The organism is Promicromonospora sp. NPDC060271, assembly GCF_042726755.1.
Classification (GTDB): Bacteria; Actinomycetota; Actinomycetes; order Actinomycetales; family Cellulomonadaceae; genus Promicromonospora.
In genome coordinates this window covers 1-15,897 of the sequence record NZ_JBHXBG010000131.1, presented here as the reverse complement: position 1 = coordinate 15,897, position 15,897 = coordinate 1, and the positions used below count along the sequence as shown (strand labels likewise).

The window sequence follows — 15,897 nt, the reverse complement described above, 5'->3', positions numbered from 1 at the left end:
CCTGGACACGGCCTACGCCCCCCCCCCCATGGTTTTGGGCGGGATATCTGCGGGTACACGGGGCCATCCCCCGCATATACCCAGCACTCAACGGACGTCGGGAGGTCCGTACGATGGGTCGGTGACAACCGATCGAGCCGAGCGGAGCGCGGACGCCATCCGCGAGCTCATCGTCACCGGCCGGCTGACGCCCGGGCAGCGGCTCTCGGAGCAGTCGGTCAGCGAGACGCTCGACGTCTCCCGCAACACCCTGCGCGAGGCCTTCCGGATCCTGGTCCACGAGGGCCTGCTGGTGCGCCGTCCCAACGCCGGCGTCGCCGTCGCGCGTCCCACCCTCGCCGACATCGTCGACATCTACCGCGTACGGCGGCTCATCGAGGTCCCCGTGCTCGCCGCGGGCGACCCCGCCCACCCAGGGGCCCGCATCATGCGCGACGCCGTGGACGCGGCCCTCGCCGCCCGCCTCGGCGGCGACTGGCGCGACATCGCCGCCGCCAACATGCGGTTCCACTCGGGGATCGTGGCGCTCGCGAGCAGTCCCCGCCTCGACCGTGTGCACGCGAACCTCTCCGCGGAGCTGCGCCTGTCGTTCGGCCTCCTGGGCGACAACGGCGCCTTCTTCGACGGCTTCGTCGACCGAAACGCGGGCCTGCTGCGCCGGTTCCTGGCGGGCGACGCCGACGGCGCCGCGGCCGACCTGAACCGCTACCTCGCGGACTCCGAGCGCACGCTCCAGGACATGGTGGACGGCGCCGGCACCGGCAGCGCTCCGGATACGGTGAGCCGGTGAGCACTCTCCCCGTCCTCGACACCCCCAGCACGGTCACCCCGGGGCTCGACGCCGCCTGGATCACCCGGACCGTGCGCATCGCGCTCGACGAGGACCTCGGGTCCGCCCCGGGCCGCGACGTGACCTCGCAGGCGACCATCCCGCCGTCGGCCGCAGGGGTGGCAGGGCTGGTGGCGCGCGCGGGCGGCGTGGTAGCGGGCCTCGTGGTGGTGCGGGAGGTCCTCGACCAGGTGGCGTCCCGCCTGGACCTGGCGAGCCCGAGCGTCACGTTCCACGCGCAGGACGGCGACGCCGTCACCGCCGGCCAGGTCCTGGCAACCCTGGAGGGGCCGACCCAGGTGCTGCTCGTGGCCGAGCGCACGCTGCTCAACCTGGCGAGCCGCGCGTCCGGCGTCGCGACGGCGACCCACGCCTTCGCCGCGGAGCTGGCGGGCACCGGCGCGCAGGTCCTCGACACCCGCAAGACGACGCCGGGCCTGCGCGCCCTGGAGAAGTACGCGGTACGCGCGGGCGGCGGCACGAACAAACGCATGGGCCTGTACGACGTCGCCATGGTCAAGGACAACCACGTGGTCGCCGCCGGGTCGGTCGCCGCAGCGGTCGCGGCCGTCCGCGAGAGATTCCCCGACGTGCAGATCCAGGTGGAGGCCGACACGACCGCCCAGGCCCTGGAGGCCCTGGCCTCGGGCGCGGACTTCCTGCTGCTGGACAACATGGGGCCTGCGCTGCTCGCCGAGACCGTGGCCGCCGTCCGCGAGCGGGAGGGGCGCGACGGCGTCCCCACGCACGTCGAACTGGAGGCGACCGGCAACCTGACGCTCGAGAAGGCCCGAGAGGTCGCGGCCACAGGCGTGGACTACCTCTCGGTAGGAGCCCTGACCCACAGCGCCCCCATCCTGGACCTGGCCTTGGACCTCAACCCCTGACTTCCTGTCGTTGAGTGCGGGATATTCGTCCCTCAGGTGTGGCCAACCGGGCGAAAATCCCGCACTCAGCGGGTGATGGGCACCGATAGAATCGAATGCGTGACTGAGAACTCCGGTGCCGAGAACGCCGCGACCCCGCCGACCGACGACCTGCCCGAGCAGCTGCGGATCCGGCGCGAGAAGCGTGAGCGCCTCCTGGCACAGGGCACGGAGGCGTACCCCGTCGGCGTCCCGGTCACGCACACCATCGCCGACGTCCGGACGAAGTACGGCCACCTCGAGGCCGGCCAGGAGACCGACGACGTCGTCGGCATCGCCGGCCGGGTGGTCTTCGTCCGCATCGGCGGCAAGCTCTGCTTCGTCACGCTGCAGGACGGCGAGGGCAACCGCCTCCAGGGCATGCTCAGCCTCGCCGTGCTCGGCGAGGAGGCGCTCGCCGCGTTCAAGACCGACGTCGACCTGGGCGACCACCTCTTCCTGCGCGGCCGTGTCGGCGCGTCGCGACGGGGCGAGCTGAGCGTCTTCGCCGACGAGTGGCAGATGGCGGCCAAGTCGCTGCGCCCGCTCCCGGTGCTGCACAAGGACCTGTCCGAGGAGGCGCGTGTCCGGCAGCGCTACGTCGACCTCATCGCGCGCCCCGCGGCGCGCGACATGGTGCGCCTGCGCGCCGGCGTGGTGCGGTCGCTGCGCGAGAACTTCCACCGCCGCAGCTTTCTCGAGGTCGAGACGCCGATGCTGCAGACCATTGCGTCCGGCGCGTCCGCGCGGCCTTTCTCGACGCACATGAATGCGTACGACCTGGACCTCTTCCTGCGTATCGCGCCGGAGATCTTCCTCAAGAAGGCCGTCGTCGGCGGCGTCGAGAAGGTCTTCGAGATCAACCGGAACTTCCGGAACGAGGGTGCCGACTCGTCACACTCGCCGGAGTTCGCGATGCTCGAGGCGTACGAGGCCTACGGGGATTACAACACCATCGGGGCACTCACCAAGGATCTGGTGCAGACGGCCGCGCTGGACGTTCTCGGTACCACGCTCGTGACCCTTCCTGACGACTCCGAGTACGAGCTCGGCGGAGAATGGGCAAACCTGCGTATGTACGACTCGCTCTCGGAAAGCCTGGGCGAGGAGATCACGGCCGACACGTCGGTGGAGGAGCTCGAGAAGATCGCGGGCCGGCTCGATGTCGAGGTCGGCAACAAGAAGATCCTGAATCACGGAAAGCTCGTCGAGACGCTCTGGGAGCACCGGGTGGGCGACCACCTGACCGCTCCGACGTTCGTGCGCGACTTTCCCGTGGAGACGTCGCCGCTCACCCGGGACCACCGCACGGAAAAGGGACAGGTCGAGAAGTGGGACCTGTACATCCGTGGCTTCGAGCTGGCCACCGGCTATTCAGAGCTGGTCGACCCGGTGATCCAGCGGCAGCGCTTCGAGGCGCAGGCCAGGATGGCCGCGGCGGGCGACGCCGAGGCGATGCTGCTCGACGAGGACTTCCTGACCGCGATGGAATTCGCGATGCCCCCTTCGGGCGGAATGGGCATGGGCATCGACCGTCTGCTCATGGCACTCACCGGTCAGGGCATCCGCGAGACCATCCTTTTCCCGCTGGTGAAGCCGCAGGCCTGAGGAATTCGAACCACCCGATGAGTTTGTGAGGATCTTGTGATGGATACGACGCTCGCGGTGCTCGCCGGGCTCACGCCCTCGGTGGGCGTCGGCCTGTTGTTCTGGTTTGCCATGCGCAAGATCCTTCGCGCGGACCGTCACGAGCGAGAGGCCCTCGAGCGAATGGATCGCGAGGGCATGGTGGCGGCAGCAGAAAACACGGAGAATTCCTCTTCGCGCTGATCCGTGCGGCCGAGGTTATCCCTGGTGACCTTCCGGATCAAAATCCACGCAGTTCAACTGCGCCGGGTGAAGTTTTGGTGATCGGTGTCACACGACCATTATTGACATGTCAATATTGAGTGCGGCATGCTCACGAACTAACCCCGGAAATTGTGGCTCGGAAGGGAAGTACCCGCATGGTCCAGAAGGTTCAGCTTGTTCTCGAAGATGACATCGATGGCGGTGCCGCCGACGAGACCGTGAACTTCGGCCTCGACGGCGTCTCCTACGAGATCGACCTCAATGCCGAGCACGCGGCCGAGCTGCGCGACGCGCTCGCTTCGTGGGTCGGCCACGCACGCAAGGTGAAGTCGCCGGTCGCGCGCGCTGCCGGCACCACGCGTCGGTCGCGTTCGGGCAGCGACACCGCGGCGGTCCGCGAATGGGCCAAGGGCAATGGCTACACCGTGAGCGACCGCGGCCGTATCGCGGCAGAGGTCCAGGAGGCCTACGCGAAGGCCAACGGCTGACGCGTCGCCCGCACGACTGCATATTGCGCCCCGGCACCCCCTCTGCGGGGTGGCCGGGGCGTCGTGCATCCCGGCCGGAGCACGGGCGAAACGTCATTAGGCTGGCTGCATGAGCACCCCAACCGCTGCTGCCCTGTGGATCGGCACCTACCCGAAGGCCGAGACCGAGCCGGGGACAGGTGAGGGCATCTGGCGCGTCGGTATCGGACCCGGCGGAAAGTTCACCGGCGGCGAGCTCGTCGCGCAGGTCGCCTCGCCGTCGTTCCTCGCGCTCCACCCCTCCGGGCGGACGCTCGTTGCGGTGGGTGAGGCAGGGCCCGGCCGGCTCACCTCCTTCCGCGTGTCCGACGCCGGCACGCTCACCCTCGCGGCCACCACCGCCTCGGGCGGCTCTGGCCCGTGCCATGTGGTGGCCACCGACTCGGCCGCCTGGGTGGCCAACTACGGTGACGGCATCGCCGCCGTGGTGCCACTCGCCGACGACGGCGCACTCGGCGAGCCGTACACGTTGCCGCACGAGGGAACCGGCCCTGTCGAGGACCGGCAGGAGGGCCCGCACGCCCACTTCGTGCACGTGTGGGGGGACCGCGTCCTCGTGTCCGACCTCGGCACCGACGAGCTGCGCACCTACCCCCTGGCCGGTCCCGGGGCCGGTTCCGGGACCGACGCCGAACCGTCGGGCGGCACCGTCGCCGCCGTCCTGCCGCCGGGTACGGGCCCGCGCCACCTCGTGGAGCTCGCCGACGGCACCGTTCTCGTCGCGGGCGAGCTGGACTGCAGGCTGCACGTCCTGGTCCCCGCCGGCCCCGGTCGCCTGGAGCACGTCGGCTCGGTGGCCATCACGGCACGCACCACGCCCGACGGCGCAGCGGGCTACCCCTCGCACATCACCGTGGCCGGCGACCTGGTGCACGTGGGCGTGCGGGGCCCGGACGTCCTGTCGGTGCTCCGGATCCACGACGCGGCCGCGACGACGGAGGGCTTCGACGACACCGTGCCGGGCGCCGTCGGGCACCTGGTCGTCGAGAACGTCGCCGACGTCGACCTCGGTGCCGGCGCCTGGCCGCGCCACCACACGGTCCTGGCCGACGGCGGCCTCGTGGTCGTGGCGGCGCAGCTCACCGACGAGCTGATCGCCGTCCGGCTCGACCGCGCTTCGGGCAAGGGCGAGATCACGGACCGACTGGAGCTGCCCGTGCCTGCGTGCGTCCTGGAGGCATGATGCGGGACAGCCTGCCTCCCGGCCTCGGCGAGCCCGGCGCGAACCGCCCGCTGCGGGTCGCCATGGTCTCCGTGCACACGTCGCCGCTGGAGCAGCCCGGGACGGGCGACGCGGGCGGCATGAACGTGTACGTGCTGGAGCTGTCCCGGGCGCTCGCCCGGCGCGGGGCGCAGGTGGAGATCTACACGCGCGCGACGACGTCCGCCCAGCCCAAGGTGACCGACGCCGAACCAGGCATCCGCGTCATCCACGTCTCGGCAGGCCCGTACGAGGGGCTGGACAAGAACGACCTGCCCGGCCAGCTCTGCGCGTTCGCGGCAGGTGTGCTGCGGGCCGAGGCGCACCGGCCGGAGGGCTGGTACGACGTGCTGCACACGCACTACTGGCTCTCGGGCCAGGTCGGCTGGCTCGCGGCGGAGCGCTGGGACGTCCCGCTGGTGCACACCATGCACACCATGGCGCGCGTCAAGAACGCCTCCCTTGCACCGGGGGACGCCCCTGAACCGCACGGCCGGATCATCGGGGAGGAGCAGGTGGTCGCGGAGTCCGACGTCCTCGTCGCGAACACCGAGCAGGAGGCGACCGACCTGGTGCGCGACTACCGCGCCGACCCCGGCCGGGTGCGCGTGGTGCAGCCAGGCGTCGACCTCGGTGTGTTCTCCCCGCCGCCCGACGTCGCCGCGGGAGACCCGGCGGAGCGGGACCGCCGTCGGGCCACACGACAGGCCGGGCTGCGGGAGCACCTCGCGCTGCCGGTGGACCGGAAGATCGTGCTGTTCGCGGGGCGCGTGCAGTTGCTCAAAGGCCCGGACGTGCTGGTCCGGGCACTGGGGGAGCGGGTCTGGCAGGAGGGAGACGGTCGGCCGCCCCTGCTCGTGGTGCTGGGCGGCGCGTCGGGCCGGCCGACCGCCGTCCGCGAGCTCGAGGCGCTCGCCTACCAGGAGGGGGTGGCCGCCCACGTGCTCGTGCGGCCACCGGTGCCGCAGCAGGCGCTCGCCGACTACTTCCGGGCCGCCGACCTGGTGGCCGTGCCGTCGCACAGCGAGTCGTTCGGCCTCGTCGCGGCGGAGGCGCAGGCGACGGGCACCCCGGTCGTCGCGGCAGCGGTGGGCGGGCTGTGCACCGTGGTCGAGGACGGCGTCTCAGGGGTCCTCGTACCCGACCACGAGCCCGAGACCTGGGCGCTCGTCCTCAAGAGCCTCCTGGACGACGACGTGCTTCGCGCCCGCCTGGCCGTTGGCGCTCGCGCCTCCTCGACCAGGTTCGGCTGGGACCGCGCAGCCGACGAGATCCTGGACGTCTACGAGCAGGCGCGCAAGCACCACGCGACCAGACCGCACCCCCTGCCGAGATAGAACTCAGGCGAAAGTTCTATCTCGGCGTGCGGAGGGTCAGCGGCCCTGGTTGGCCACCGCGGCGATCGCGTCCTTCGCGGCCTCCGGGTCCAGGTAGGTGCCGCCCGGCGTCACCGGGGCGAGGGTCTCCTCGTCCAGCTCGTACACCAGCGGGATACCCGTCGGGATGTTCAGCCCGGCGATCGCCTCGTCCGAGACGCCGTCGAGGTGCTTCACCAGCGCCCGCAGCGAGTTGCCGTGTGCCGCGACCAGCACGGTCTTGCCAGCCTTGAGGTCGGGCACGATCTCGCTCTCCCAGTACGGCAGGGCGCGCTCGAGCACGAGCTTGAGGGCCTCGGTGCGGACGACGGGGGCGTCGGCGTAGCGCGGGTCCGTGTCCTGGCTGAACTCGGAGCCCAGCTCGATCTCCGGCGGCGGCACGTCGTAGGAGCGGCGCCACAGCATGAACTGCTCCTCGCCGAACTCGGCGAGCGTCTGCTTCTTGTCCTTGCCCTGCAGGGCGCCGTAGTGGCGCTCGTTGAGGCGCCAGCTCCGCTTGACCGGGATCCAGTGCCGGTCGGCGACGTCGAGCGCCAGGTTCGCCGTCATGATCGCGCGGCGCAGCAGGGAGGTGTGCAGGATGTCGGGGTTGACGCCGGCCTCCTTGAGGAGCGCGCCACCGCGCTTGGCCTCCTCGACGCCCTTCTCGGAGAGGGCGACGTCCACCCAGCCGGTGAACAGGTTCTTGGCGTTCCACTCGCTCTCGCCGTGGCGGAGCAGCACGAGGGTGTAGGTCATGGTTCCCATCCTGCCATCGGCGCGGAGACAGTTGTTGCCGCCGCCAAGCCTTGGAAGCGACCAAGCCTTGGAAGCGGCAACGACCTGTCCGGCAACGAGGAGCCGACGGCGGAGCGGGCGCGAGCCCTACGACTCCGGGAAGTCACCCGTGACGAGGAACGTCACGCGGCGGGCGACCGACACGCCGTGGTCGCCGAACCGCTCGTAGTAGCGGCCGACCAGGGTCACGTCCACGGACTCCTGCACGGTGCCCTGCCACTCGGGCGCGAGCAGCAGGTTGAACGTCTCCTGGTGCAGCGCGTCGATGATGTCGTCGTCCCGCTCGATCGCCTCGGCCACCGTGAGGTCGCGGGTCGCGAGCAGCTTGGTGGTGCGCTGGGCCACGCGGACGGCGGCCTCGTGCATCTTCGCGAAGGTGTCCCGTGCCTCCGGCACGATCGCCTGCGCCGGGTAGCGCCCGCGCGCCACCTGGGCCACGTGCCGGGCGAGGTCGCCCATCCGCTCGAGGGAGGCGCTCATCCGCAGGGCGCTCACCACGATCCGCAGGTCGGTGGCGACCGGCGCCTGCTGCGCGAGCAGGTGGATGCACCGCTCGTCGAGGGAGTCCTCGATGGCGTCGATGGTCTTGTCGGAGGCGATCACCTCCTGTGCCAGCTGGAGGTCGGCCTCCAGCAGCGCCGTGCCGGCACGGGTGATGGCGGACTCGACGAGCCTGCTCATCTCGGTCAGGTCGTCTCCGACCTGCTGGAGCTCAGCTTCGAAGATCTGTCGCATCGGTTTCCTCTCGCACTCGGGGCGCGCGGGCGGTTACGCGTCCGCTGACGCGCCGCCGAGAAGGGCGGGCAGGGCCGACGCGCGGCCGGGCCGCCCGTCCGGACACGTCCCGAACGGCGCACGGCACAGCTACCGCCCGCACCCGCCAAGGTTCGGCGCCGCGATGTACCGGGAGGTTAACGCTCTTCCTCCCTGACATGAACAGTAGGCGACACGATCGTTTGAGCGCCTACCGACGTCGTCCAGCGGTTGAAACGTCGACCTACCCTGGAGGCGTGGACGGAATCATCTCCGGGGTGCCGGTGCTGGCCGCCGGAATCCTCGGCGTGATCGTCGGCGTGGTTGCCACAGTGGCATTCCGCGTCTCCGAGCGGCAGCAGCACGCCCTCGCACAGGCCGAACCCGACGAGCTCGACGCGGGTCTCGTCCGTGTGCTCTCCGTGCTGCGCTCCGCCGCCGTCGTGCTCGACGGCGAGGACGAGGTCGTCCGGGCGTCGCCGCCCGCCTACGCGCTGGGCGTCGTGCGCAACGACGCCCTCGTGCATCCGGCGATCACCGACCTCGTGGCCATGGTGCGGCGCGACGGCGTGATCCGCGAGCAGGAGCTGGAGCTGCCCCGCGGCCCGGTGGGCCAGGGCACGGTGCTCCTGCAGGTGCGCGTGGCTCCGCTGGGCCTCGAACGCGTGCTGGTGCTCGCCGAGGACCGCACCGAGGCGCGCCGGGTCGAGGCGATCCGCCGCGACTTCGTCGTCAACGTGTCCCACGAGCTCAAGACGCCGGTCGGCGCGCTGGCGCTGCTGGCAGAGACCGTGGCCGACGCGGCGGACGACCCGGTCGCCGTCCGCCGGTTTACCGAACGCATGCAGCGCGAGGCGGTCCGGCTGTCCGCCCTGGTGCAGGAGATCATCGAGCTGTCGCGTCTGCAGGGCGCCGGCGCGATGCCGAAGCTGACCCCCGTCCCGATCCGTGAGGTGGTGGAGGAGGCGGTCGACCGCGCCCGCACCACCGCACACTCCAAGAACATCGCCATCACCATGGGCGGCGACCTGGACACCGAGGTCTACGGCGACCACAACCTCCTGGTCACCGCGGTCCGCAACCTGGTGGACAACGCCGTCGCCTACTCAGGGCCCGCCAGCCGCGTGGGCGTCGGAGTGAGCGAGCGGGCGGGCCTCGTCGAGATCGCCGTGGTCGACCAGGGTGTCGGCATCGCGGAGGACGCGCAGGACCGGGTCTTCGAGCGCTTCTACCGCGTGGACCCGGCGCGCTCGCGCGACACCGGCGGTACCGGGCTCGGACTGAGTATCGTCAAGCATGTCGCCGCCGACCACGGGGGCGACGTCACGATGTGGTCCGAGCCTGGCCGGGGCTCCACCTTCACCCTGCGCATCCCCTCCGCGGACCGGCCCGACGCCGGGAACCGGGGCGCCCCGCGCGATGCGGACCAGCAGGACCAGCAGGATCAGGACAACGGGCAGGGTCAGCACGAGGCCACGGAGGACGTGGCCGCCAAGAACGAGGAGGTAGGCGCGTGACGCGCATCCTGGTGGTCGAGGACGAGGAGTCGTACCGGGATCCGCTGACGTACCAGCTGACCCGCGAGGGTTTCGAGGTGATCGAGGCCGCCGACGGCAACTCGGCGCTCGCCGCGTACGACGCGGAGGGGGCGGACCTGGTACTGCTCGACCTGATGCTGCCCGGGCTGTCCGGTACCGAGGTGTGCCGGGAGCTGCGGGCGCGCGGCGACGTGCCCGTCATCATGCTGACGGCCAAGGACTCGGAGATCGACAAGGTGGTCGGCCTGGAGCTCGGCGCCGACGACTACGTGACCAAGCCGTACTCCTACCGCGAGCTCCTGGCCCGGGTGCGGGCGGTGCTCCGCCGCCGGCAGCCGGGCGACTCGGCGGACCACGACGAGGACGGCGTCCTCGAGGTCGGGCCGGTCCGGATGGACGTGGAGCGGCACACCGTCACGGTGTCCGGGGAGCTGGTGGCCCTGCCGCTCAAGGAGTTCGACCTGCTCGAGCTCCTGATGCGGAACGCGGGCCGGGTGCTGACCCGGGGCCAGCTCATCGACCGCGTCTGGGGCGCCGACTACGTGGGCGACACCAAGACGCTCGACGTCCACGTCAAGCGCATCCGGTCGAAGATCGAGCCGGACCCGGGTGCGCCCAAGCACCTCCTCACGGTGCGTGGCCTCGGCTACAAGCTGGCCGACGACGAGGCGTGAGCCGCACGGGCGTGCGGCCGCCGGTGTCGCACGTCACCGGGTGATCGAGTGTCTGGTCACCTTCCGTTCACCTGACGTTTGCTCGCGAGACCGCGTCCGTGAGTAGTTTCGCCGTCCGTGAGCACCTCCCCTTACACCCGTCTCGTCGCTGCCGCCACCGCAGGCGCACTTCTTGTGCCGCTGGCGGGCTGCGCGGCCGTCGGGCTGCCGGGTCTCGGGGCGGAGGGCGAGCCGAGCGTCGAGCCCGGTCCCGTGATCGTCGGGGAGTTCCACGGGGTGGGTGCCTCGTCCCAGGAGACGGCGATGAAGGCGTGGATCACCGGTTTCCAGGAGCGGCACCCCGACGCGGCGATCAGCTACGACCCGGCCGGCTCCGGTGACGGCAGGGAGGCCTTCCTCACGGGCGACACGGCGTTCGGTGCGTCCGACGTCGCGCTCAGCGACGAGGAGATGGCGGCCTCCGGCCCGGCGTGCGACGGCGGGAACGCCATCGACCTGCCGGTCTACATCAGCCCCATCGCCGTGGCCTTCAACCTGGACGGCATCGACCGGCTGAACCTGTCGTCCGATGTGATCGGACGGATCTTCACGGGTCAGATCACGCGCTGGGACGACCCTGCGATCGCGGAGGCCAACCCCGAGGCAGAGCTGCCCGCGCTCGACATCACGCCGGTGCACCGGTCCGACGACTCGGGCACCACCGAGAACTTCACCGACTACCTCCACGAGACCGCGCCGCGGGCGTGGCCCCACGAGCCGGACGGTCTGTGGCCGCTGGCCGGAGGATTCGCGGCCGAGGGGACGAGCGGGGTCACCGAGACCGTCCGGTCGACGCCGGGCGGCGTCACCTACGCGGACGCCTCGGCGACCACCGACCTCGGGCGCGTCGCCATCAAGGTGGGCGAGGAGTACGTGCCCTACACCGCGGACGCCGCGGCGGCCGTCGTCGACGTCTCGCCGCGGATCGAGAACCGCTACGAGCACGACCTCTCGTTCGTGCTCGACCGGAAGATCGACAAGCCCTTCGCCTACCCGATGGTGCTCGTCTCGTACCTCGTCGTCTGCTCGCGGTACGAGGACCGGGCCAAGGGGACCTTCGTCAAGGAGTTCGTCGAGTACGTGGCGTCCCCCGAGGGGCAGGAGCGGGCCGCCGCGGCGGCGGGCAGCGCGGTCATCTCGAGCGACCTCCAGGTGTGGATCGCCGAGGCGGCGGACGCCATCTATCTGACCCAGCAGCGGACCGACGGGTGAAGAATGCCGGGCCGTGCCATGGTGGGCGTGTTGCGGATCACCCGCTCCACGCGACCTTGTTCACCCTCCGTTTACCCATATCTGGTGAGCAGGTCACTCCACCTGCCTAGCGTCCCGACTGACGCGCCGGCGATCGCCGGGCGTACGACTTGAACAGGATGGAACGACACGTGAAGATCAGCCGATTCCCCCGCGTTGGCTCCGCTGTCATGGTGGGCGCGCTCGCGCTGAGCCTCGCAGCCTGCGGATCCGACCCCGGCGCCGAGACCCCCGGCGGCGAAGGCTCCGAGGGTGCCACGGGCCTCTCCGGTGAGCTCAACGGTGGCGGTGCGTCGTCGCAGGAGTCCGCGATGGAGGCCTGGCGTGCCGGGTTCCAGAGCGCGAACCCCGACGTCACGGTCAACTACGACCCGACCGGCTCCGGCGGCGGCCGTGAGAACTTCATCTCCGGCGCCTTCGCGTTCGCCGGCTCGGACTCCGCGCTGGACGACGAGGAGCTGGCTGCCGCCGAGGCCCAGTGCGGCGAGGGTGGCGTCATCGAGTACCCGGGGTACATCTCCCCGGTGGCGGTTGCCTTCAACCTCGAGGGCGTCGACAGCCTGAACCTCTCCCCTGAGGCCATCGCCGGGATCTTCGCCGGCGAGATCACCGCCTGGGACGACGACGCGATCGCCGCCGACAACCCGGACGCCGAGCTGCCCAGCACCGACATCACCGTCATCCACCGTTCGGACGACTCGGGTACGACGGAGAACTTCCAGGAGTACCTGCACACGGTGGTCCCCGACGTGTGGACCTACGAGCCCGAGGGCATCTGGCCCATCGAGGGCCAGGAGTCCGCACAGGGCACCTCCGGTGTGGTCAGCGCCGCGCAGGCCGGTGAGGGCACCATCACCTACGCCGACGCGTCGCAGATCGCTGACCTGGGCACGGTCGCCGTGGGTGTGGGCGACGAGTTCGTGCCGTACAGCCCGGAGGCCGCTGCCGCCGTCGTCGAGGGATCGGACCCCGTCGAGGGTGCCGGCGACCACGTCTTCGCCTACGACCTCAAGCGCGACATCCCGGGTACCTACCCGATCGTCCTGGTCTCGTACCACCTGGCCTGCGCCACGTACGAGGACGCGGCCACCGCCGACCTGGTCAAGGGCTTCTACACCTACATCCTGAGCGACGAGGGCCAGGCTGCCGCCGCCGACTCGGCGGGCTCCGCCCCGCTGCCGGCGACGCTCATCGAGCAGTTCCTGCCGTCGGTCGAGGCCATCACGGCCGGCTGACCCGGCTGAAGCAGTACCTGAGCACGTGACAGCCGGCCGGTGGCCGGGCCGGACGAGCACCGCAGACGCTCGTCCGGCCCGGGGACACCGGTCGGCTGTGCCAGGCTTGACGCAAGCATTGAACAGACTCACACAGACCTGACAAGGCGAGGAAAATCTGTGACGACCACTGACAGCCCGCCCGCTTCCGTGACGCCCGCGCGGCGCCGCGGGTCGAGCGGCGACACCGAGCGAGGCTTCAGCCGGACATTCCGCTGGATCGCTACCGGGTCGGGCGCGCTGATCCTCGCGACTCTGGCTGCGGTCGCCCTGTTCCTCATCGTGCGGGCGTGGCCCGCCATGACAGCCAGCCCGGCCGTGCTCGCCGACACCGTGCCGCGATACCCCGACGACACGTCGTTCATCGCCTACGTGGGCCCGCTCGTGTTCGGCACGCTGCTCGCCGCCGTCCTCGCGCTGCTGATGGCCACCCCCGTCGCCATGGGTATCGCGCTCTTCATCTCGCACTACGCGCCGCGCCGGCTCGCTCAGCTCATGGGCTACCTCGTCGACCTGCTCGCGGCGATCCCGTCGGTCGTCTACGGCCTCTGGGGATTCACCGTCCTCACCCCGGTGCTCGTGCCCGTGTGGACCTGGCTGGGCGAGTACGTCGGCTGGTTCCCGCTGTTCGCCGGCGACGCGTCGACCACAGGGCGCGTGCTGGCCACCGTCTCCGTCGTGCTGGCCGTGATGATCCTGCCGATCATCACCGCGGTCTCCCGCGAGGTCTTCCTGCAGACGCCGAAGCTCCACGAGGAGGCGGCACTCGCCCTCGGGGCCACCCGTTGGGAGATGATCCGCACCGCGGTGCTGCCCTTCGGCCAGTCGGGCGTCATCTCCGCCGCGATGCTGGGGCTCGGCCGCGCGCTCGGCGAGACCATGGCCGTGCTGATGATCCTCTCGCCCGGCTTCCTGTACTCGTTCAACATCCTCCAGGCCGCGCAGCAGCAGACCATCGCGGCCTACATCGCCCTGGACTTCCCGGAGGCGAGCGGCCTGGCGATCAACGCCCTGATCGCCACCGGCCTCGCCCTGTTCGTCATCACGCTGGCGGTGAACATGGCCGCGCGGGCCATCGTCGCCCGCCGCAAGGAATTCTCGGGGGCCAACTGATGAGCGCCGACACCTCGACCATGGACTCCACCGAGCGCACCCGCGCGCTCCTGACCACCGCCGAGCCGCGCCGCCGGCGCACCGACCGCATCATGGCCGTGCTCATCTGGGGCGCCTTCGGGCTGGCCATGCTGCCGCTGGTCTCACTGCTCTGGACCGTGCTGTTCAACGGTGCGGGCCGGATCAGCATCGAGTTCCTCACCTACTCGATGCGCGGCATCTTCGGCGGCGACCCCAGCGGCGGTATCTACCACGCCATGATGGGCACGCTGATCATCACCGGCTGGGCCGCGCTCATCTCGGTGCCCATCGGCATCCTGGTCGCCATCTACCTGGTCGAGTACGGCCGGGGGCCCCTTGCCCGGTCGGTGACCTTCTTCGTCGACGTCATGACGGGTATCCCGTCGATCGTGGCCGGCCTGTTCGCCGTCTCGCTGTTCACCATCTTCTTCGGACCGGGCGCGCGGTTCGGGCTCATGGGCGCCGTGGCACTGTCCGTGCTCATGATCCCCGTGGTGGTGCGGTCCTGCGAGGAGATGCTCAAGCTCGTGCCCAACGAGCTGCGCGAGGCGTCGTACGCGCTCGGCGTGCCCAAGTGGCTCACCATCGTCCGGGTGGTGCTGCGGACCTCCGTGGCCGGCCTGACCACCGGTGTGCTGCTCTCCGTCGCGCGGGTGATCGGCGAGACGGCGCCCCTGCTGGTCGCCGTGGGCGTGACCGACTCGATCAACTTCAACGCGTTCGAGGGGCGCATGATGACCCTCCCGGTGTTCATCTACCGGCAGTACAGCCAGGGCCTCGCGACGTGCCGTGAGGGCCAGGCCGACTGCGTGGCCGACATCGCCCTGCAGAACGCGTGGGGCGCCGCCCTGACGCTGATCGCGATAGTGATGCTGCTCAACATCGCCGGTCGCCTCGTGAACCGCTGGTTCGCACCGAAGACCCGCTGAACCGCACCTCAGCTCACCCGAAGCCATACAGCCCCGAAGGAACTCAACGATGGCCCAGCGCATCGACGTCAAGGACGTCAACATCTACTACGGCGACTTCCGTGCCGTCGAGGGCGTGTCCATGACGATCGACCCCAAGTCCGTTACGGCCTTCATCGGTCCGTCGGGCTGCGGCAAGTCGACCTTCCTGCGCACCCTCAACCGTATGCACGAAGTGATCCCGGGAGCCTATGTCGAGGGTTCCGTCGAGCTGGAGGGCGTCGACCTCTACGGCGCCGACGTCGACCCGGTGGCCGTGCGCCGTACCGTCGGCATGGTGTTCCAGCGCCCGAACCCGTTCCCCACGATGTCCATCCGGGACAACGTGCTGGCGGGCGTGAAGCTGAACAACCGCAAGATCTCCAAGTCCGACGCCGAGGAGCTGGTGGAGTCGTCGCTGCGCGGCGCGAACCTCTGGAACGAGGTCAAGGACCGCCTCGACCGGCCGGGCTCCGGCCTGTCCGGTGGGCAGCAGCAGCGTCTTTGCATCGCGCGCGCCATCGCGGTGAAGCCGCAGGTGGTCCTCATGGACGAGCCGTGCTCGGCCCTGGACCCGATCTCCACCCTGGCGATCGAGGACCTCATCCAGGAGCTCAAGAAGGACTACACGATCGTCATCGTCACGCACAACATGCAGCAGGCCGCGCGCGTGAGCGACCGGACGGCGTTCTTCAACATCGCGGGCACGGGCAAGCCCGGCAAGCTCATCGAGATGAACGACACCGCGACGATCTTCTCGTCGCCCGCCGAGAAGGCCACCGAGGACTACGTCTCGGGCCGCTTCGGGTGACCTGGCTCAG

The 15,897-nt window shown here is 70.5% G+C and carries 16 protein-coding genes; 14 read left to right on the top strand and 2 right to left on the bottom strand.

What is annotated here, in order from left to right; genetic code table 11:
- Nucleotides 1–121 precede the first annotated feature (121 nt).
- The 7 genes from ACFWE2_RS18540 (at nucleotide 122) to mshA (ending at nucleotide 6,650) form a co-directional block, all read left to right on the top strand.
- Nucleotides 122–790, top strand: coding sequence for a GntR family transcriptional regulator (locus tag ACFWE2_RS18540; protein ID WP_377225691.1), 669 nt, complete (start codon nucleotides 122–124; stop codon nucleotides 788–790).
- The gene (nadC, locus tag ACFWE2_RS18535; protein ID WP_377225690.1) at nucleotides 787–1,716 is read left to right on the top strand and encodes a carboxylating nicotinate-nucleotide diphosphorylase; all 930 of its coding nucleotides are present in this window, start codon (nucleotides 787–789) and stop codon (nucleotides 1,714–1,716) included. Before ACFWE2_RS18540 ends, nadC begins: the two co-directional genes overlap by 4 nt.
- Nucleotides 1,717–1,815: 99 nt before the next feature.
- Nucleotides 1,816–3,342, top strand: a complete 1,527-nt coding sequence (lysS, locus tag ACFWE2_RS18530; protein WP_377225689.1) for a lysine--tRNA ligase — start codon at nucleotides 1,816–1,818, stop codon at nucleotides 3,340–3,342.
- Between the two features lie 39 nt (nucleotides 3,343–3,381).
- Entirely contained in the window at nucleotides 3,382–3,564 is a 183-nt protein-coding gene (locus tag ACFWE2_RS18525) for a hypothetical protein (RefSeq protein ID WP_377225688.1), read from the top strand.
- A gap of 176 nt (nucleotides 3,565–3,740) precedes the next feature.
- Nucleotides 3,741–4,073: an Lsr2 family protein gene (locus ACFWE2_RS18520; protein WP_377225687.1), complete on the top strand. Its 333-nt coding sequence runs from the start codon at nucleotides 3,741–3,743 to the stop codon at nucleotides 4,071–4,073.
- A 109-nt stretch (nucleotides 4,074–4,182) separates the two neighbouring features.
- The gene (locus ACFWE2_RS18515; protein WP_377225686.1) at nucleotides 4,183–5,295 is read left to right on the top strand and encodes a lactonase family protein; all 1,113 of its coding nucleotides are present in this window, start codon (nucleotides 4,183–4,185) and stop codon (nucleotides 5,293–5,295) included.
- On the top strand, nucleotides 5,295–6,650 hold the full coding sequence (gene mshA, locus ACFWE2_RS18510; protein ID WP_377225692.1) for a D-inositol-3-phosphate glycosyltransferase: 1,356 nt from the start codon (nucleotides 5,295–5,297) through the stop codon (nucleotides 6,648–6,650). The genes ACFWE2_RS18515 and mshA overlap by 1 nt, the downstream gene beginning before the upstream one ends.
- Nucleotides 6,651–6,686: 36 nt before the next feature.
- Here the strand turns inward: mshA and ACFWE2_RS18505 are convergent, their stop codons facing one another.
- Nucleotides 6,687–7,427 carry a phosphoglyceromutase gene (locus ACFWE2_RS18505; RefSeq protein ID WP_377225685.1) on the bottom strand — a complete coding sequence of 247 codons (741 nt, stop codon included), beginning with the start codon at nucleotides 7,425–7,427 and terminating at the stop codon, nucleotides 6,687–6,689.
- Nucleotides 7,428–7,553: 126 nt separating this feature from the next.
- A complete protein-coding gene (gene phoU / locus ACFWE2_RS18500; protein ID WP_377225684.1) occupies nucleotides 7,554–8,201 on the bottom strand; it encodes a phosphate signaling complex protein PhoU in 648 nt (215 codons plus the stop codon).
- 275 nt (nucleotides 8,202–8,476) lie between these two features.
- Between phoU and ACFWE2_RS18495 the strand changes: the two genes are divergently transcribed.
- From ACFWE2_RS18495 to pstB, 7 genes are all read left to right on the top strand, one after another.
- Nucleotides 8,477–9,736 (top strand): sensor histidine kinase, encoded by a 1,260-nt coding sequence (locus ACFWE2_RS18495; protein WP_377225683.1) that lies wholly within the window; start codon nucleotides 8,477–8,479, stop codon nucleotides 9,734–9,736.
- The gene (locus ACFWE2_RS18490) at nucleotides 9,733–10,431 is read left to right on the top strand and encodes a response regulator (RefSeq protein ID WP_377225682.1); all 699 of its coding nucleotides are present in this window, start codon (nucleotides 9,733–9,735) and stop codon (nucleotides 10,429–10,431) included. Before ACFWE2_RS18495 ends, ACFWE2_RS18490 begins: the two co-directional genes overlap by 4 nt.
- A 117-nt stretch (nucleotides 10,432–10,548) precedes the next feature.
- Nucleotides 10,549–11,682, top strand: coding sequence for a phosphate ABC transporter substrate-binding protein PstS (pstS, locus tag ACFWE2_RS18485; protein WP_377225681.1), 1,134 nt, complete (start codon nucleotides 10,549–10,551; stop codon nucleotides 11,680–11,682).
- Nucleotides 11,683–11,852: 170 nt separating this feature from the next.
- Nucleotides 11,853–12,956: a phosphate ABC transporter substrate-binding protein PstS gene (locus tag ACFWE2_RS18480; RefSeq protein WP_377225680.1), complete on the top strand. Its 1,104-nt coding sequence runs from the start codon at nucleotides 11,853–11,855 to the stop codon at nucleotides 12,954–12,956.
- Between the two features lie 159 nt (nucleotides 12,957–13,115).
- A complete protein-coding gene (gene pstC / locus ACFWE2_RS18475; protein WP_377225679.1) occupies nucleotides 13,116–14,108 on the top strand; it encodes a phosphate ABC transporter permease subunit PstC in 993 nt (330 codons plus the stop codon).
- The gene (pstA, locus tag ACFWE2_RS18470) at nucleotides 14,108–15,058 is read left to right on the top strand and encodes a phosphate ABC transporter permease PstA (protein WP_377225678.1); all 951 of its coding nucleotides are present in this window, start codon (nucleotides 14,108–14,110) and stop codon (nucleotides 15,056–15,058) included. The genes pstC and pstA overlap by 1 nt, the downstream gene beginning before the upstream one ends.
- Before the next feature lie 49 nt (nucleotides 15,059–15,107).
- A complete protein-coding gene (pstB, locus tag ACFWE2_RS18465) occupies nucleotides 15,108–15,887 on the top strand; it encodes a phosphate ABC transporter ATP-binding protein PstB (RefSeq protein WP_377225677.1) in 780 nt (259 codons plus the stop codon).
- Nucleotides 15,888–15,897 lie beyond the last annotated feature (10 nt).